The following is a 19,749-nucleotide window of genomic DNA, read 5'->3' on the forward strand; positions in this document are numbered from 1 at the left end:
ATGAGTACAGAATTACTAATAAATGTCACGCCAAGTGAAAGCCGTGTTGCCCTAATCGAAAACGGTGTATTACAAGAAATTCAACTAGAGCGTATAGGCAACCTAGGTATTGTAGGCAATATTTATTTAGGAAAAATAAGCCGCGTACTGCCAGGCATGCAAGCAGCCTTTGTAGATATAGGACTAGAAAAAGCCGCTTTTTTACATGCATCAGACATAGTCAATAGCGCCTCAATAGTTGAGGGTGTAGACGACGAGCCGATTAAAAAAGTACAAGACATACGTGAGCTAGTACGCCAAGGTCAGTACATTATGGTGCAAGTGGTTAAAGACCCACTAGGCACTAAAGGAGCAAGGCTTACTACTGATATCACTATTCCTTCGCGCTATTTAGTGTTTATGCCAGACGCTACGCATGTAGGTGTTAGTCAGCGTATAGAAACCGAAGAAGAGCGTGCGCGACTTAAAAAAATAGTGGCAGAATACGGCGACGATAATGGCAGTTTTATTGTTCGTACAGCGGCAGAGGGCGCCAGTGAAGCGGAGCTAAGACACGATGCTGAATTTTTACGAAAACTATGGCAAAAAATTGTATCACGTCGTAAAAAAACCAATAAAGCCAGTATATTACACGAAGACTTAACGCTTGCATTTAGGACCCTGCGCGACTACGTAGGTGAAGATATGGAGCGCATTAGAGTTGACTCTAAGCTAACCTATCAAGAGCTAAAGCTGTTTACTGAAGAGTTTGTACCTTTGCTTTCGCAGGCACTTGAGTACTACCCAGGTGAGCGCCCAATTTTTGACTTATTTGACGTTGAAACCGAAATTCAAAAAGCACTGCATCGTAAAGTCACGCTTAAGTCAGGCGGTTATTTAATTATCGACCAAACCGAAGCGATGACCACAGTTGATGTGAATACAGGTGCGTTTGTAGGGCATCGTAATTTAGAAGAAACCATTTTTAATACCAATGTGGAAGCCACATCAGCCATTGCTAGGCAGCTACGCCTGCGTAACCTAGGCGGTATTATTATTATCGATTTTATCGATATGATCAGCGAAGATCATAAGCGCAGAGTATTACATTCTCTAGAGTCAGCACTATCTAAAGACCGTGCAAAAGCCAACATAAACGGCTTAAGCGCATTAGGCTTAGTAGAAATGACCCGTAAGCGCACCCGCGAAAGCCTTGAGCATATTTTGTGTGATGTATGTCCGGCTTGCTCTGGACGTGGTTCACAAAAAACAGTCGAAACCGTATGCTATGAAATACTGCGCGAAATAGTGCGCGTTAATCGTGCCTACGATGCCGATAAATTCATGGTGTATGCGGCGCCCGCAGTAAGTGAAGCCTTACTCAATGATGAGTATCATAACCTTGCCGAACTTGAACTATTTATTGGTAAGCAGGTCAATATTCAAACAGAGAGCCTATACAGCCAAGAGCAGTTTGATGTGGTAATGATGTAATGAAAACGAAAGCGGTCTGTTTTTTTTGTTTTAGAAAGTTATGGCAAACCTGCGCCATAATTTTAGTATTACTGGCCGTGATTGTTTCTATTTTAAAGTACACCTTACCTTATGCAAACGACTACAAAGGCGATATAGAAACCTACCTGCACGATAAATTTGCCATTAGTCTTTCTATAGGCGCAATCTCTGCCAGTTGGCATGGCGCCGGCCCTGCCTTGGTATTAGAAGATCTCTCCTTTAAGGATAACGAAACTGCGCCTATATCGCTTACTATTGCCAAAACAAGCCTAGAGCTTAACCTATGGGAGAGCATTAAAGCCTTTCAGTTAAAGTCTAATTACTTTGTTATTAATGGCTTTCATACCAGTGTAAATATTCAAAATTTATTTAACAACACCAATAACGATGATGTCTCGTTTGAACAAAAAGAGCTAATTGAAGAGCTTTTTTTAGGAGATACAGGGCATTTTGCTATTGAAAATTCGAGTATTAATTTTATTTTAGAAGACGGTAGAGAGCGCAAACTATTACTCGAAAACATAGTATGGCAAAACCAAGATGAACAACATTTAGGAAGCGGCAGCCTCGCCTTGCCCGGCATTAGTGTGGGTAGCTTTGACGCACGTATCGCGCTTAGTGGCAAAACTATAGAGCAAATTGCGGGAGACATTTACGTACAAGCAAATAGCGTAGATGTGTCTAATTGGCTGGCGCAATATATTAATACTGAAAAACAACAGCTTTACACAGACATAAACTTAAAGTCTTGGCTTAAGCTCGAAAACGGCTTTATCAGCGATGTAAAAATGCAGTGGTTACCTAGCTTTGTACACTGGCAAAACAACCAACAAGCTAAACAAGTAAGCTTAAGCGAAGGGGGATTTCATTTATTTCCTGAGGCAAACGCTTGGCACTTAAAAAGCACGGGCCTGACATTTAGTAATAACGACACAACCTGGCCAAGTCTAGAATTTGAGGCAAACTTAGGTAAGCAAAATAAAGTGTGGCTGCAGCAGGTTGATCTTTCTTTACTGAGTAACTTGGCGTCGTTAACTAACTTTGAAGCATTACAGCCACTTTTAAACCGCAAACCAAGTGGTTTTATCGATCAAGCCTACCTAGAACTTAATCCAGATGAGCAATGGCAGTTATGGTTTTCAGCTAATAATATTGGCTGGCAAGAAGTGTCTGGTATTCCTGCAGCGCAGGCACTTAGAGTCTCGGGGCTTATAAATCAGCAGCGCGGGCGAGTGCAGCTATTTGGCGAAAATGGGACTTTAATAACCGGCGACAGCTTCAGTAAAAATATTGATTACAACCAAATTAATATCGATCTGGATTTAGCAAAAACAGATAATTACTGGAATGTAAGCAGTAATAATATTTGGTTTGATAATAACGAAGTTACCTTAGCGGCTGAGCTAAATGTAAGCCTTAGCAACGATCCTCGTTTAGATCTTTACGCGGAAGCCTATGCAGAAGATGCCACAGTAGCAGGGCACTACTTTCCGTTAAAGGCAATGAGCCCTCAACTTGTAAGCTACTTAAATGGCGCAATAAAAGGGGGCGAAGTAGCTAAGGCGCAAGTATTATTTGCAGGTCCGCTCTCAGGTTTTCCTTTCACCGATGGCAGCGGCCAATTTGATGTACTCGCGCAAATAGATAATGCAACATACGCGTTTGACCCCAATTGGCCGGCAGTAACTAACGCCAATGTGCAGCTGCATTTTGCCAACGAGCGAATGGATATTTATAGCCAGCAAGGCCAGTTAGTTAATTTAGAAGTAGGCGATAGCGTGCAAGTGAGTATTGCCGATTTAATGCACGCTGATGAACTCATTGTACAAATAGATAAACGCGCGCAAATGGAAAAACTGCATGACTTTTTTGCAGCCACCCCGATTGCAAACCCACTGGCCAATATTTTTGAAGTGGTGCAAGGTAAAGGTCAAGCCGATGCAAGCGTAACTCTTTTAATTGGCTCTAAATTTAAAGGTGGAGCCAGTGTAAGCGGCAAAGTAAAACTAAACGATTTGCCTGTTTATATTGCGGCCCCAGGCATTGCGCTTGAAAAACTAAGCGGCGAGCTCAGCTTTGAAAACGATACAATTAGCATGCAAAACGCCAGCGCTACATGGTTGGGTATGCCGCTTAGCATTAACTATAATAGTGCAAGCGAAGCACAGCAGTACACCGCTAATATTGATATAACGGCGTTACTAAATGCAGATACACTAACAACCCAGGCGCAAGGTGTACTGAAAGGGTACCTGAGTGGGCAAAGTGAAGTTGATGTAGGCCTTACACTTAATTTTACTGAGCAAGGATTTAATTACCGCGCTCAGGTAAGCTCAGAGCTACGTGGCTTGTCGAGCACGCTACCAGCGCCCTATGGCAAAACAAGTGAACAGGTTTGGCCGTTAACGGGCATAGTGCAAGGCGATGATATTTCAAATCTTATTACGGCTAATGCTAATCAGCAGCTATATTTTAATGCGATTTTAGAAAACGGTCTGCCGCAATTTAGTAATATGCATATTGTACTTGGTGAGCAAGATTTAGGGCTAAATCAAAAAGATTTAAGCGTTAATATTAACCTTGAACAAACGCAACTAGAAGCATGGTTTGAATTAATAGACCAAATAATTAAAGCCGCTCAAGCTAAGCCAAACCAGCAGTCTGAGGGTATTATGCCGCCATTAAATGAAGTGGTTGCGCATATTGACAAGGTTAATGCTAGCGACATTATTTTTAACGATTTTGAAATGCGCTTAGCGCCCCAGCAAAACGACTTATATTTAAAGCTTAATGCCAAAGAGCTGCGTGCTGACGTGTTTATTCCCAGCTCTCAGCCAAGCCAGCCGATACGTATAAATAGCGATTACTTAAGACTTAACTTTGCACCTAAAGTAGAAGAAGATCTTGAGATCACCGATGTACTGCCAGAGCAAAACCTAGCGTGGCTTAACACAGTACCTGCCATTGAATTTGAATGTGCAGATTGTAAAGTGGCAAGTTATCAGCTTGATAAAGTGAGCGCTTCGCTGGTCGGTGAAGGCGACAAGCTTACTATTTCTGAGCTTGTGGTTGATAAGGGCGACCATATTTTACGTACCGAAGGGCAGTGGCAAGGTGGCTTTACGCAATTTAATGGTGAACTTAAAAGTGACGATATAGGCGCGCTATTTGATGAATTTGATATCACCACCGCTATAAAAGACTCAAAAGCCGATATTAACTACAACCTTGCTTGGCAAGGCGCCCCGTATGACTTTGATATACCTAGTTTGGGCGGTGAAGTTAAGTGGGATTTAGGCGAAGGCCACATTGCTGAAATAAGTGATGGTGGGGCACGTGTATTTTCGCTACTTAGCCTTGACTCGCTAGTGCGTAAATTAAAACTCGATTTTAGAGATGTATTTTCAAAAGGCTTTTTTTATAACAGCTTAAAAGGCTCTATGCTGCTAGATAAAGGTATAGCCTACACAAAAGATACCAAAATGGATGGCGTGCCAGCCGATTTAACGATTAACGGCTATGCTAATTTAAACACCCTTGAAATAGATTACGATTTAGCTGTGGCACCGCAAGTAACATCTAGTATTCCGGTTATTGTGGCTTGGATGGTTAATCCCGTCACAGGGCTTGCCGCTTTAGCGCTTGATAAGGTTATTCACTCAGCAAGGGTGATCTCCGAAATTAACTTTAAAGTAACCGGCAAAATGAATGACCCTGTGGTACAAGAGCTTGAGCGTAAAAGTAAAGAAGTTACCTTACCGCAAGCTGCGCAAAATCAGCCGCAAGCGGCCAGTACACTCACACTTAAAGATGCCGCGGTAACAGCAACACAATGAGTACGCTAAACGCCAATATAATTGCTTTGCAAATGTGCTCAGGCACCAATCCCGACGAAAACATGGCAACCCTTGGCGAGGCGTTAAATAAACTCCCCGCAGCCAGGCCATTGCTTGTATGTTTACCCGAGGCGTTTTTAGTATTTAGTAAAAGTGGCCATGATACGCTAGCGGTTGCTAAACGTATTACTCACTACAAGCTGCAATTAAGTGCATTGTGTAAAAAGCATAATATTTGGCTAAATGCGGGCACTATCCCTGAGCCACACAAAAATAATAAATACTTTGCGGCTTCGTACTTATTTAATAGCCAAGGTGAATGCGTAGCCACGTATAATAAAATGCATTTATTTGATGTTGATGTGGCCGATAAAACCGCCAGCTATCGAGAGTCAGACTTTACTCAGGCAGGCGATGATGTGGTGGTTGTTGCTACACCGTTTGGTAAAATTGGCTTAACAGTATGTTATGATTTGCGCTTTAGTGGATTATTTAGCGCACTTACGCGCCAAGGGGCTGAAATAATTTTAGTGCCCAGTGCTTTTACACTCCCTACTGGGCAAGCACATTGGCAACCCTTATTAAAAGCACGCGCAATAGAAACGCAATGTTACGTTATTGCAGCGGCGCAGTATGGAACACATCAAAATGGCCGCCAAACATACGGCCACAGTATTATTATTTCACCGTGGGGCGAGCAAATAGCAACGCTTGAAAGTGGGGTAGGGTTTATAAGCGGTTACGCCGACCTAAACCAGTTAAATAAAATTAGAAGAGATATGCCCGTGCAATCTCATCAACGATTTAGAGAGCATTTATTATGAATTCGGTTGAACAGCATTTATTACACGACAGCCAGCTAAATCGAGAAGAACTCGAAAAAACGCTTGGGTATATTCATCAGCATAAAGTGGATTACGCCGATTTATACTTTCAATCAAGCCATCATGAGTCATGGGTGCTTGAAGACGGCTTAGTAAAAGAAGGCTCTTACAATGTTGAGCGCGGAGTGGGTGTTCGTGCCGTTAGTGGTGAAAAAACAGGGTTTTCTTACTCTGATGCCATTAACCTTGAAGCGTTAAACAAAGCCGCAACGGCAGCTCGTAGCATTGCCGATGCAGGCGAAGATAAAACCATTAAAGTATTTAGCGATGTGAAAGCAAAAGAGCAATTTGCCCCGCATCAGCCAATATCAAGCATGAGTGACAACGATAAAGTGAGTTTATTGCGTGAGCTTGAAAACTACATACGCGAACTCGCCCCTGATGCTGAGCAAGTAATTAGTTCAATGTCGGCTGTATACGAAGAAGTATTAATTGCTGCCAGCGATGGCACGTTTGCTACCGATATACGCCCGCTTATTCGTTTAAACTGCTCCGTTTTACTTGAAAAAAATGGCCGCCGTGAGCGCGGTGGTGCAGGGGGCGGCGCACGCTTAGATTATGGTTACTTTAAAGAACTAGTTGAAGGCAAGCCACGTTGGATGGGCTTTGCCGAAGAAGCTGTACGCCAAGCTAAAGTAAACTTAGAGGCAATTGATGCACCAGCTGGCACAATGGAAGTTGTGTTAGGCAATGGCTGGCCTGGCGTGCTTTTACACGAAGCGGTAGGCCATGGCCTTGAAGGCGACTTTAACCGTAAAGGGGCTTCGGCATTTAGCGGTAAAGTGGGGCAAAAAGTAGCGTCTGAGCTGTGTACAGTAGTTGATGATGGCACCATGGCCGATCGCCGCGGTTCACTTAACGTTGACGATGAAGGCACGCCTGCAGCTTATAACGTACTTATCGAAAACGGTATTTTAAAAGGTTACATGCAAGATAAGCTCAATGCGCGTTTAATGGGTGTAAACCCAACAGGTAATGCACGTCGTGAGTCGTATGCGCATTTACCTATGCCGCGTATGACCAACACCTACATGTTAGGGGGCGAGCATAGCCAAGCCGATATTATAAGCTCAGTTAAAAAAGGGGTATTTGCACCAAACTTTGGTGGCGGCCAAGTAGATATTACTTCAGGTAAGTTTGTATTTAGCGCATCAGAGGCGTATTTAATTGAAAACGGTAAAATTACCCAGCCAATTAAAGGTGCAACACTGATTGGCAATGGTCCAGAGGTGATGCAGCATATCTCTATGGTAGGCAACGATTTAGCCCTTGATAAAGGCGTAGGTGTCTGCGGTAAAGATGGCCAAAGCGTTCCTGTAGGGGTAGGTCAACCAAGCCTTAAAATAGACCAACTTACAGTAGGTGGCACCGCATAAAACAATAAAGCGCGAAGCAATTCGCGCTTTATAGATTACCAATGCGAGGTTTACGCCTCGCTTTGCTCCTCTTTGTTCTTCTTTGCCTGTTCGTACCACAAAGCCATAAAACACTCAGTTAATTTATGCTCTATTTCAAGTGCTTTGTTGGTTGGGCAAAATAGCGTAAAGCTTGCTTTAAACTCCCCAAGCTCTGTAGTACCAAAGTGAATAACCGGTGCCGGACCCGAAATTTTGGCATCGAGTTTACGCTCTATCATCGAATTATAACGTGTTGCTACATCGTGAAACTCTTCGCAGTATAGTTTTGCCTGATTGACTAATTCGTCATGAATAACATAAGGGTTAAAGCTCTCTCTGCGTACAATAGTAAAATGATGAGTAACAAAGCGCTTTACATAATTAAGGTTTTTAATTGAGCTGGTGATCAGCTTATTATTTGGTATATAAATTGTTTTGCGCGAAAACTGATAAGTGTGCATGTCTATTTCATGCATGGTGGTTTTTACCCAGTCTGTTTCGGCTACTTCGCCAAAATAGTCACCCACTTGTATCCAATCACCTACTCTAAACGGGCGGGTGGTAACCAGGTAAAAAAAGCCTATAACGCATTGTATAAACTCGCGTGTTGCAAGCACTATAGCCACTGCAAACGCAGCAATAGACAGCGCAAAATTTTGTATTTCGGTCGACCATACAAATAGCAGCGACAGCACCATAACAAAATTAATAAAGTGCTTAATGTTATGAGTGATGTAACGAATGTCTTTTTCTTTTTTTTCTGCGCGGTTTCTTGCTAGTTTATCAACCAGTACTTTAAGCACAAATGCAATGGCAAGCACGAGCACAGAAACTAAAAAAGGGTGCATGAGTATGTCTTTAATCATAACTTCCAAATACGAGTAGCAATAGGCACGCTAAGTATATTGAGTAATCAAACCAATTAGCAAATTTAAGCTACATAAAATCACTTATACCAATTGTATTAAGTTATGAGCCATATATAGCAATAGCTGAATAGCGTTATAACCCTGTTAGCGCTTTATCTTGTACGCTAGAATGGCTACTACTTAATTAAACCGGTATTACTTAGCAGCTAGGCTGTTTGCTCTGTAATAGAGACCTGCGTGTGTTTAGCGTGTTTTTGGCAAAACAATACAAGCTCAATGGCAGCGATAAAAATAAGCGTGTAACCTAGGGTTTCTATGCCTTCCTCAATAATATTTTTAACGACCCGAACGTATTGTTCTCCCATAACTGAGTGCCAAAACTCGCCCTTGCCCATCATTCTCGAGAAAGCGAGTAAGGTCACTAAGCCAGATAGGCAAATACCATAGCCCGGTGTTTGCGCATAGGCTTTTAACGAGCTGTAAATAAAGCCTCGTTGGGCTTTTAAGTAAAGTAGTACGCTCCCTAACAGCGTATATACAATTGCTTGCCATGCGCCATCAAATACATACATATCTAGATAGGTGTCAAATTCTCTAACAAACATAGCAGCCGTCAAAGCAGCCAGTAACAGTGCGGCTATTTTAAGATCAGAGTGAATACGTGAGGCGTAAAAAAACAGCATACAACTTAAAAACGTTAAAATATCTTGCATGTGTTCGGTTAGTGTTTCTTCACTGTAAAGTGCATTTTGCTGTAAATCAAAACCTTCAAGCTGAATTAAAAAAGCCACACCTGCTAAGCATAATAAGTAAATAAAAGATCGCAGTAAAAACATATAAAAGCTCAAATAGAAAACAATGCGCGGCAGTTTAATTATAAAAATAGCTAAAAGCCAAAACATTATAGAAACTTTTTATATATTTATCTGTCTAATTTTTTTACTGTTAAATTAATGGGTTATGTTTTTATTTTATGTATTTATGATGTGTTTTTTGTAATAAGTTGAGTTAATTAGTTGTGCTGTCTAGGGTTAAATGCGTTAAGCATAAAAAAGCCCTTACTAAAACATAGTAAGGGCTTTTAACGTTATAAGCAGAATATGCCTAGCGCATCGTCTGAGCGTACTATTACAGCTAGATTATGGAAAGGTTCTGGAAAGTTAAATGAGGAAAGGCTTGTAAACCTTTCCAGAAATATGGCTATTTATTATTATTTTTCCTAAAAAATTGCTCTCAAATGTAATATTTTCCAGATTTATAGCGATCGATAATTTATCTAGAGTCTTACATAAATCTGTTGAATTAGTTTCAACAATATATGGCAGGCTTTTTTAGGATTGCGAAGATTAGAGTGACAACCTAAAACTTTGGGTGGAAATATTCCAGAGGAGAGGGGGCTAAAATGGATGAACTGCAGGAGAGGAATAAAGTTTCATACTAATTCATAGTACAAAGTCTGAATAACGCTACAACTGGGTAATAAAGTTGATTTTAAATAGTTACCTAGAAACTTACCCGTTCTGTTTCAAGTAACTTCTGGAGTTCGCTCAAAGTTAACTTTTGGAGTATTTACTTAGTATAATTTTGGGAAATGGTGTGTTGAATGTGCTCACCTTAGACACTACTCTGAACAGAAACAATCTAGAGCCGAAAGATGGCTTTGTATCAATAGCTGCTCTACAACGCCCAAACAGCGGGTATTTATGCGTCCGACAACTTTTGATGATCATTTGGTTTCACATCTAAAAGCATATTAAAGACAAAGTCCTTCGCTTCTGAATTTGAAAAACACTGATAATCCCAGTTCTTTTCATGATGGTAAAACTTGAAAAAGCTCCAGAAATACTCATAGTTATCTTTTTCAGTAAAATCATATTCATCATCGTCGAACGTCGGAATGATGAAAACATATTTTAAAAACGTAAATTGAAATTCGCCTACAGCAAAAGGGAGTCGAGCGTCATTATCTTTTCTTAAATAGACTTTAAGCTCGGCTCCTTTTGAGAACCCATGATAGGATGTCAGCACCGCAATTTTAGGAAGTTTTTTGTAGAAAAAATCGCCTGATATCCATCTTATCGTTTTTCCGAACTTATTAAGATCATCATTATCTATAACACTAAGTGAAAACTTAACAAGTGCTTTATATATGTTTTGCATTTTCACTTTGCCGTTAAACTTTAGAGGGATTCTTTTAGAACTAGTAGATTTTTCGAGCCCCTCATCGTCGCCAGAAGGCTTGTACATTAATATATGGTCAGGGCCTTCACTTGTCGTATTATGAAAGAATTCGAAATTTTTTCCTTTTATTTTAGGTACTTTGTTATCCTTATTCCGCACTTTGAAAAAGGCTGTCAAGATTTTCAAATATGTATCTATATCCCGCTCAATTGTTTCAGAGAAGTATTTGTTACAACCATCACATTCTTCATTAAGTATAACGGTTTTATTTCCTAATGATTCAGATATGGCATGTGCTTCCTGAGAAAAGCTGGTTACGTTATCTCTTGTGTTATTGCAAAAGCGACAAACTCGATTGCTTTTCAGCCTTTCTCCTACTTTTATCTTTTTATCGGAAATTCTCCCTTCTATTGAGTACTTATCAAGAAAGTCATCAAATGTTTCGGAGAACTTTTCTTGGACGAAAGGCAGATCTAAGGCACTGTTTAAATGAGATAAAAGCTCAATATGAATCTCCATTTCTTGTTTTTGGGTAAGTTCTTTTATTCCAGGTAATAAGTAGAATTCTTCATTATCATCTAGTGATCGAAAAAAGTCATTTAGCTTATTTATGACTGGAGAGTGGTCTCGATACTTAGAAACGTATTCACTAACGCGACTTCTTAATGTTTCAGTATTTTTCAAAAGAGAAGTTATTGTTAGTTCTCTGTTATCCCCGTCAATTTCCGCACCAAACACAAGAAGCACTTCTAGCATATGCTCCTCCATTTCATCAATGTGAGCACTCAAAGAAAAGCTTGATGTCTTTTTTAATGAAACTAATGTAATCCATATCTCAATACTCATTGGGAAATCCTTTAATTGTGCGTATCAATGTCTGCGTGTCGCTAAAAACAGATTTTTAAAGCAAATACGTTAATTCATTTTGGGGCATTTTCGATTTAGGGATAGCTGCGTATCGATTGCGAACGCTTAACACCCAGTATGAATCTTTATTACTTGGTATGGGTCTTTATGACTCTCTCACATTATTTTTATTTAGTTCGAAAATGCATTTTCTTTTTAATTTTAGTCTCGTACTTTCGACAATGGATGTCGAGCCGGTAGCACTATCAAAGGGATAGCCTAAGCTTTCTATCCTATGATTTGGACGAGCGACTACACATGAAGTCTTAAATAAATCCGGAAAGATACAACAGGAAGGTATATAAACCTTTTCCTGAATAAGCTAAGTGTAGCAAATTCTAGGTTTCTTTCACGGGTAACTGTTACATTTGTTAGTTTTGCAGCGGCCGTACTATATGGGGAAAAAGCCTTTGCGACCAACAACACCTTCCGGACCCACAAACTCAGTAACATTTAACGAAGGTAAAATGTCTTCTTTAGGGTCCTCATTTTCTAAAATCAGAATTTGCCCAGGCTCAGTTCTGTTCGCTAACCATGAATAGAAGCGATCTTTAACACTTTCATCGAGGAGTTCTTCGTTTGCACTGTCAGGACCATGTTTAGGATCCTTGTAAGTCACCACCGGAGAGTCGATAATTACAAAACCTAGATGTGGGTATCCTTTTTCAGCAGCTTTTTCCATCAATGCAACCATGTAAGCAGTTAGAAATATACCTCTCTTTCCTTTTCCATAAGATATTCGCTTACGCTGATTAATCTCTAGGTCAGACACTGCCTCGTTAAAATATATAGAATCTACGCCAGGTACTCCCCAAGCATCCAATAGTTCCTTAACTCTTTTACATAATGCGCTCGAGCTTTCTGACAAATCCCTGTTAAGTAACTGTTTTCGCCTTTTACTTTTATTCTGCATTTCAGTGAGTTGAATTCTAAGCTTTTCCACTCTTGTTAAATTGGCTATCGCTATGGAGAGCATTACTTTTCGATCTGATAGAGTCTCTAATTCATACTTTTCACTGGGTTTCTTCGGCGATAGAAGTTCATTCTGTTTTCGTTCGTTCTCTTCAACTTGTTTTTCATTTTCTGTAAGAGCTTCAGATGCCTCATCTAGGTTTAGGAGTATGTCATTTAGAGCTCCCTCCAACCCTTTACGTAATCTAGCGATTTTTTCATACTCAACACGAGCAGCTAAACGAAGCATAGGTACCTGAGTCGCTTGATCTAGGTGGCGAAATTGATGTTGAATGTCTGTATAACAAAGAGGGCAAGAGCGGACTTCAAAGCTTTCGGTGATTGAAGCTGCTGTAGACATAGCCTGTAGTCGTTGTTGATCGCTTACATATTTTTTATTTAGCAGCAGAAATCGATTTTCAGCCTCTTTTAAAGCGGTATGTTCCAGTGATAGCTCCTTTCCTTCTCTCGTAAGCTGCAAGCGAATTTTTCTAAGCTCAGCAATTTCCGCGGCATGGCTCCGCATGTAACAGTTGATTGTTTTAATTTGAGAGGTTACTTTTTCCAAACTATCTTCTGCATCTTGCAGCGAAAGCTCTTTAGGTACATCCGCGAGTAAGCTATTGATTTGCTCATTAATAGCTTCGACATGCCCTTTTGCAATATTCCTATCGTTTGTCGATGGTGGAAGAATCATATCGGCATCATCTGTACCGCTGAGGACCATTGCTAGTGCAGACTTATTTCGAGTCTTAAGATTAGTGTCTTTACCTTCAAATGAAACATTGTCTAATGTTTCAATTTCATCAAATATGCTAAGGCGACGAAGGTCGCCAGCTGTCAAGTTACCGAGTTTTCCAGACTTTATCAGAATTTTTTTGGCCGTAGCTCCACACCATGATTGAAGTAATTCACTGATACTTTTTTCAAGGCGGGTAGCATCTTGGGGAGGGGTCTCGTGAAAGCCCTCATAAACGGCCTCCTCACTACTTGATTGATCTCGAAATAATGTGAAAGAGTCGTTATTAGAGAGTGATATTTGAACTGATGCCCTAGTATATCCATCAGAGTAACCAACTCCTTTAGGTTCTTGACCTCCACCAAAGCAGTATCGTATACATTCGACTATGTATGATTTACCTGTATCGGTAGGACCGAAAACTAGATGAGACTTTCCATTTAATATAAGTTTCGCAGGCGGTTTATTGGGTCCTGCCACTACCAGTTTATGTATCTTAATTATCACAGAAGCGCTCCATTGCGTGAAGTGGGTAGAAACTCAGCCCCCCATGAGACACAGCTCTTTCCGAATATTGCTTCAAGGTACTTTTCATCCTTATCACCAAGAGTCGAAGCTACCCATTCACAACGCTTATATAATTCTCGAGAATACTCCCCGCCAATCAAGCCAACTAAAGCTGGCCCATTCTCGCCAAGCTGATAACTAATCCCATCGCTACTAGCTTTTACGTCTATGAATGAACGCTGCGCCATCAAATATAATCCTTCTTCAATAACTTGTCTTCTGCTGGTAAATTCACCACCTCGCAGAGGTACAGGTGTATGCAGGCTGTCTGGGCCGTTAAGGTCTGCAGAATAGATAGCGGCATAATCGAAATATATTAGGCGTTGTAAATCAACTTTTCGAGGATATAGAGCCATAAGTAAATGCACCATTCTCACCCCAAGCTCAAATGGAGTATTAAACACTTCACTCATCTTCATCCACCCATTTTACTCGATTCTCATTCGCAAGATGATGACAGGTACCTCCAAGGTCTCCAGCTTGTAGTCGGTTACTTAAAGGATTTGCGGATACCTGCAATACATTTGCAATGTCTATAACTTCTTTAAGTCGTATTAACCCATCCGCATGGGGATAGCTTAAAGTGCTGCCTATTCCAATCTCTACTTGGTCTTTCAGTTCATCAAATGCTCCAGGAAGTTTATCCCTACTAAAGCGGTTGAGTCCTTCAGCACTGTAGAAAAGCATTCGTTGTGCTTTAAAATGCTTTTGAAATTTTTTAGGAATATCTGATATCTGTGGTAATCCTAGTTGAGCAGATTCTAGGTAAATTTCCATAAGGGCTTTGACGAATTGCTCCTCATTTGTATCAGGGGTTTCTGGCATAACTGGATTAGATTGTCTGGCTGGTAAAACGCCAAACATCTGCCAATGCTTGTTGGACCGAGAATGAATTTCTAACAGCTCCGCAGGGGGCTTGATCTTGAAAATCTCAAAAGGAAAGTTTTGAATAAAACTTTTAAGTTCAGGGGTTAGCTCTTTTTTAAAAGTTGCGAAATTGCCAGACTTCTCTTCCCACTCATCAAGTATCCAAGCCTTAAATTTATTAGGGTTTAGCGTGAAATCGAGCAATGAGGGGCCAACTTTTAGTGCACATATATAGTAATTTGAGGGACGTGAGTACGCTTTAGAGAACACGAACCATAAAAATTTTGCCAGATCAGAAGCAAATGCGCTTGGTGATAGTGTACTTCCATAGAACTTCCCCTGATACAGATCCCAAGAAGATTCTTCAGGCAATTCTCGTGTATAGCCGCATACATCTCTGCCTTTATCACCTGCGCCACCGAGACGATGAACATGAATATAATTGCCCTCGATTTGCAGTTGTCTTGCACACTGCTCGATAAACATTTCCCACTTCTCGTCATCGAAAAAAAGTAGTCTTTGTTCCGGAGTTGGCTGTTCAGGACCTGGGTGATAAAATGGTGTGCTCATTTATTTTCATTTATATGCTGGTTATATCCCTAATCAGTGTCTGATGCTATAGCAAAAAATATCTAATGTGAATAATAGTCTAAAATTATTTAAACTTTAAGTACCTTAGGGAGTTGCCAATATGGTGTGTAATATTTTTATACAGCTCAAGAAAAATTATTTGTTGTAATTACTCTAAAGACATCAAGTCAAAGTTTTTTTCTTAATTCTTCTAAGGTTGTATTTTTATCGTCTTGTGATATTTGGGAGAACAACTTGACGCACTCAGCCATCTCATCACTCTCACAAAAAAAGTAATTCAATGGTACATTGAGTTCTTCAGCAATTCTTTTTAAAGTTTGAAGATCGGGTGTATGCCTTCCTTTTTCGTAATGGTTCATGCGACCACTTGCTGAGCTAGGGTCCAGTCCAATCCTAATCCCCAATTCTTTCTGAGAAATGTTTGAACTTGTCCTAGCTTCCTTAAGCCGAATAGGGAGAGGGTTAATAAATTCCAAAAGTTAATCATGAGAAAAGAAAGCCATACTTAGATTCTCTAAGTTATAGTTTATCATGTATACTTAGGAATCCTAAGCTTGTTGTGAGAGAGTATTGTGAGTAAACCTTATTCTTCCGAATTCAAAGAATCAGTATTACAAAAAGTCACTATCAAAGGTCGCCGTATATCTGATGTCTCTAATGAATGCGGTATTGGCCAAAGTACAATTTATAGGTGGTTAAAAGCGGACAATGAGATAAAATTAAACTCAAAAGATAGGTTTATTCAGAAGAAATTGGAGCAGCGGCTTAAGGAAGTCTCGGATGAGAGAGATATATTAATTAAAGCTGTTACTATTTTTGCTAAAGAAATATGCTAGCTACCAGCATATATTATGTAGTAGCTCTTTACTTATTTCCCCGAGTTCATCCGTCTAGCAAGTTCATCTAGAAATTTGCTTTGTCCGAAATATTTTCTATCACCTCTACTAGTCAAAAAAAATTCAGATTTGTAAAAGTGAACGTCATATTTTGCTCGCGTTAATGCTACGAAAAAAAGTCGCCTTCTTTCTTGCATCTCTCTATCATCTGGGTAACACCATTGGTAATTATTTCGATCCCATTTCAATTTAGGAAAGACACCATTATCTAGGCCTATAGCAATAACAATATCGTATTCACTACCTTTGCATGAATGATAAGTGATCAAATTTAACTTGTTAGACTTCTCTCTATTGTTACCCAGCACTTCAATGCTTATATTCTGTAATACACCTCCACTTGATAGTGCCCGAGTCATCTTTCCTACTTCTTTAAAGTCATCTGACATATGGGAAGGAAGAACTGAAAAAGGAAAGCAAATACTAATTAGATTGTTAACAAAGCTATAAGCTGTGCTTTCTTCCAGATTACCTCTTACTGTCCATAGGTAGGATACAAAACCATGAACTAAAGCATCTATCTCTTCAATGTCAATTTTCACGAAACTGATTAATGTCGAGATTAACTCTGATAACAAGGTCTTGTTTGATGTTGCTTGCCAGTCGTAACTAACCCATGAAGCACAGTCTTCAATAAAATTTGTAAGTGGGTTCTTTCTGTAAGGAGCATTGTTGTCTGTACGGTTATATACGATGCCTAGTTGTGAAGCTTTAGATGCAACAATATCTCCAGTTTTTGCATCTGGATACAAAATAGCTATGTCACTAAGTGCTCTACCTGGCGTTTCAGAAGCTATAGTCAAAGCTTGCGTGATAGCTTGTTCGATTTGTTGCTCAAGACCATCCGGGCATAAATGGTAAGTAATGCTTGCAATTCTATCTTGGTGGTGAGCTATTATTCCTTTTGCCTGACTGACAAACCCATCCGATAAGCTAACAATATTTTGAGCTGATCTGTAGTTAAGTTTCATCTCAACTTTTTCGAAGTCATCACGTTCACTTAAATGCTCAAGGAGCTCTGGGTGAGCTCCTGTAAATCCAAAAATAGATTGGTCTACATCTCCAACAGCAATAATTCGTATACCATGCTCGGCAAGAGCGATAACCATGTCATGTAAAGGCTTGCCTAAATCCTGATACTCATCAATAACGATAACAGGGAATTTGGCTTTTAAAATATCTCGGGTCCAGCTGTGTTCAAGGATAAGGCGTCTACTAATGAGTATTAGGCCATCAAAATCTACTAGAAACCTTTCTCTTAAAAGCCCCTCATAGACCTCTATCAAATTTGCGCAATTGGGATCAGTCGTGCTAAATATTGGCCCTCTTTCTAGGTGCGTCATACGATAGCTTGTCATGAAAGTTTGGCTGTAATATCGAACACTTTCCCCAACTTGTTCTTTAGCTAAGTTAAAGGCTTCATTTCTCTGATCTTCGGTAGCAACACTATAAGATGTAGGTAATGTTGAGTCAGTCAAGTGAGCTAATGGAGTAACAATTTGACTCAGGCAAAAACTGTGTACGGTGCCAATATACAAATTCTCATTAGAAGATAATCCGATTTTTTTAAAACGGCTGTGAAGCTCTTTGCAGCACTGTCGACTATAAGTAATGCAAGCAACTCTCTCATAATCTGAGATATCTTCATCTATGATTTTGGCAACCTTTAAGACAAGTGTTTTCGTCTTTCCACTACCAGGGCCAGCCATGACTGCGCAATTCGCAGTAGAATTAAATACATCTCTTTGACCGTATCTGTTCAGTTCTTCTGCTTCTTTTTTGTATTTACTGGGGATATTATGTGCGTTCATAAATGTACTCGAAAGCAGCAGTTATGTATTCTGGACATTGCTCTTCAGGTAGTCGGCTACTCAAACGCTTAGCGAACCTTCCTTTACCTATTTCACTGATGTACCGAAGCATAGCGTTCGTATCTACAGGTGAAGTGTTTTGTCTCCACGAAGAGATTATTGGGCCTACTCGCGGCCGGAAACCATGCTCTTCCAGTAAGATATCACAAACGGTATTTTTCACGTCTAGTGAGCTTACCAATTCAGTTTCCAACGTTTGAGTGTTGGTAAAGATTCCGTTAACTCGCCCCTGAGCCAAGATTGTTGCTTCATCACAATTAAGCGTATGATTTTGTATGATAATACTCAGTAACTTATCAATCCTAGTGACACCTAATGGTACTTCTAGTTCTAGTGGATCGCGATCGGTTATAACTACGAAGGGTGTACCGATACTCAATAGGAATTTTACATACGGTTCAAAGTTTGTTCCTGCCACTGAGCAGATAGATATTCCTTTCTTGTCCAACTCATACCCTAACTTTCTTGCTAGCTCTGGGAATAAAAACTCCTCTGCATCTCCTTCCACCAAAATTACACCACGAGCGAATAAAACCTCTCCCCGTGTAACAGTTAAGTACCTACTCATGTCCTCTATGTCTTCAGTGGATAGTGCAGAGTTAACCAAAGAATGTCCTTTTGTCGAGGGCATGCCCCCGTCCAATGACTCTTTGAGTACGATCAGAGAATTAATTGGAGCTGAGCTTGCTATATGTGGTGAGTGTGTTGTAAGGAGGGTACTTACGTTTGCCTCTGAGTTGTAGAAATACTCAAACAACAATCTTTGAACATGAGGGTGAAGATGGGCTTCAGGTTCTTCAATTGCTAAGAAAGTAAACTCTTGTTCACCAATCCTCATTGAGTGCTGAAGCTCGAGTAACTTTAACGTCAAAAATAGTATGTTGGAGCTACCAGTACTAGATTGATTGATTGCCCTAGTTCCTTCATCAACTAGTAATTGAAGAGACTTGATTAGCTTGTTGATGTCTTGAGGAGCTAGTTTCAACTGAACAGGAGATACGTGTCTGGTTCCAACCATTATTTGGAGCATAGAGTTGATACTCTGTTCTATTTGCCCTAAATCTGGAACACCAGAAAGTGCCATCTGCGTTTGTTCAAATCCAGCTAGGATTGAGGCCTCTTGTTCGTCAGTAAGGTTATCACCAACGTGTTCCAAAAATGTTCTTAAAGGCGTTCTCTTACTGTTATTCAGCTCCCTTTCACAATCTCGCAGTGCATGAAATAGTTCCATTTGTATGCAGCGACGAAGAGAGCGATTTATAGGAATACCTTCAGTATTCCCGAGGTATATATTGTACTCGTAATCATTAAGAGAGCTTATCGTCACCCCGTTTTTAGGTTGATAAACATAGGTAATTTTCGCAGTGTGGGTTGTTATGTCAATTAAGCCATCAGCCAAAGCAGCTAAGGTCGTTGGTGATTGGTCAATACCGCTAATTTCTAAGGATATCTTGATTGTACTTCCTAACTTGTCTCCTCCTAATCCATCCCAAAAGTCATCTAGACTTAGGAATCGGTCTAGGTCAGATAAGGAGGGGTCTAAAACAAGTCTGAGTGAGAAGAGAAAATTACTCTTACCAACTTTATTTTCTCCCACAATCACCATATTTCTATCTGTTTTGATTTCCAATTCACGGAAATTGCGGAAGTTTTCTATTCTAACTTTTGAAATATACACTTTGCGTATCCTTAGCATCTTG

The 19,749-nt window shown here is 40.1% G+C and carries 14 protein-coding genes; 5 read left to right on the top strand and 9 right to left on the bottom strand.

Translation table 11 applies throughout. The features are described from left to right. The 4 genes from rng to tldD are packed head-to-tail and all read left to right on the top strand — an operon-like array spanning position 1 to position 7,590. Complete coding sequence (gene rng / locus PSH41_RS08675) at positions 1-1,473, top strand: ribonuclease G (protein ID WP_004585759.1); 1,473 nt, start codon at positions 1-3, stop codon at positions 1,471-1,473. Continuing rightward, positions 1,473-5,330, top strand: a complete 3,858-nt coding sequence (locus PSH41_RS08680) for a YhdP family protein (protein WP_273588818.1) — start codon at positions 1,473-1,475, stop codon at positions 5,328-5,330. Before rng ends, PSH41_RS08680 begins: the two co-directional genes overlap by 1 nt. Then, complete coding sequence (locus PSH41_RS08685; protein ID WP_273588819.1) at positions 5,327-6,154, top strand: carbon-nitrogen hydrolase family protein; 828 nt, start codon at positions 5,327-5,329, stop codon at positions 6,152-6,154. Before PSH41_RS08680 ends, PSH41_RS08685 begins: the two co-directional genes overlap by 4 nt. Next, positions 6,151-7,590, top strand: coding sequence for a metalloprotease TldD (gene tldD / locus PSH41_RS08690; RefSeq protein ID WP_273588820.1), 1,440 nt, complete (start codon positions 6,151-6,153; stop codon positions 7,588-7,590). The genes PSH41_RS08685 and tldD overlap by 4 nt, the downstream gene beginning before the upstream one ends. Positions 7,591-7,640: 50 nt before the next feature. Here the strand turns inward: tldD and PSH41_RS08695 are convergent, their stop codons facing one another. The 7 genes from PSH41_RS08695 to PSH41_RS08725 form a co-directional block, all read right to left on the bottom strand. Further along, on the bottom strand, positions 7,641-8,477 hold the full coding sequence (locus PSH41_RS08695) for a mechanosensitive ion channel family protein (protein WP_055254579.1): 837 nt from the start codon (positions 8,475-8,477) through the stop codon (positions 7,641-7,643). A 209-nt stretch (positions 8,478-8,686) separates the two neighbouring features. Then, the gene (locus PSH41_RS08700) at positions 8,687-9,271 is read right to left on the bottom strand and encodes a hypothetical protein (RefSeq protein WP_273588821.1); all 585 of its coding nucleotides are present in this window, start codon (positions 9,269-9,271) and stop codon (positions 8,687-8,689) included. Between the two features lie 910 nt (positions 9,272-10,181). Next, complete coding sequence (locus PSH41_RS08705; protein WP_273588822.1) at positions 10,182-11,507, bottom strand: HNH endonuclease; 1,326 nt, start codon at positions 11,505-11,507, stop codon at positions 10,182-10,184. A gap of 451 nt (positions 11,508-11,958) precedes the next feature. After that, positions 11,959-13,764, bottom strand: coding sequence for a hypothetical protein (locus PSH41_RS08710; RefSeq protein WP_273588823.1), 1,806 nt, complete (start codon positions 13,762-13,764; stop codon positions 11,959-11,961). Further along, positions 13,761-14,237, bottom strand: coding sequence for an ABC-three component system middle component 2 (locus PSH41_RS08715; protein WP_273588824.1), 477 nt, complete (start codon positions 14,235-14,237; stop codon positions 13,761-13,763). Before PSH41_RS08715 ends, PSH41_RS08710 begins: the two co-directional genes overlap by 4 nt. Continuing rightward, positions 14,230-15,261, bottom strand: a complete 1,032-nt coding sequence (locus tag PSH41_RS08720; RefSeq protein ID WP_273588825.1) for an ABC-three component system protein — start codon at positions 15,259-15,261, stop codon at positions 14,230-14,232. Before PSH41_RS08720 ends, PSH41_RS08715 begins: the two co-directional genes overlap by 8 nt. Before the next feature lie 188 nt (positions 15,262-15,449). Then, positions 15,450-15,758, bottom strand: coding sequence for a helix-turn-helix domain-containing protein (locus PSH41_RS08725; protein WP_273588826.1), 309 nt, complete (start codon positions 15,756-15,758; stop codon positions 15,450-15,452). A gap of 96 nt (positions 15,759-15,854) precedes the next feature. Here PSH41_RS08725 and PSH41_RS08730 point away from each other — a divergent pair, with 96 nt between their 5' ends. Then, complete coding sequence (locus tag PSH41_RS08730; protein WP_273588827.1) at positions 15,855-16,118, top strand: transposase; 264 nt, start codon at positions 15,855-15,857, stop codon at positions 16,116-16,118. Between the two features lie 32 nt (positions 16,119-16,150). On the opposite strand, the gene PSH41_RS08735 is transcribed toward PSH41_RS08730, so the two are convergent. Further along, on the bottom strand, positions 16,151-17,989 hold the full coding sequence (locus PSH41_RS08735) for a UvrD-helicase domain-containing protein (RefSeq protein ID WP_273588828.1): 1,839 nt from the start codon (positions 17,987-17,989) through the stop codon (positions 16,151-16,153). After that, positions 17,976-19,727 carry an ATP-dependent nuclease gene (locus tag PSH41_RS08740; protein WP_273588829.1) on the bottom strand — a complete coding sequence of 584 codons (1,752 nt, stop codon included), beginning with the start codon at positions 19,725-19,727 and terminating at the stop codon, positions 17,976-17,978. The genes PSH41_RS08735 and PSH41_RS08740 overlap by 14 nt, the downstream gene beginning before the upstream one ends. Positions 19,728-19,749 lie beyond the last annotated feature (22 nt).

Source organism: Pseudoalteromonas sp. CST2, assembly GCF_028599385.1.
Classification (GTDB): domain Bacteria; phylum Pseudomonadota; class Gammaproteobacteria; order Enterobacterales; family Alteromonadaceae; genus Pseudoalteromonas; species Pseudoalteromonas atlantica.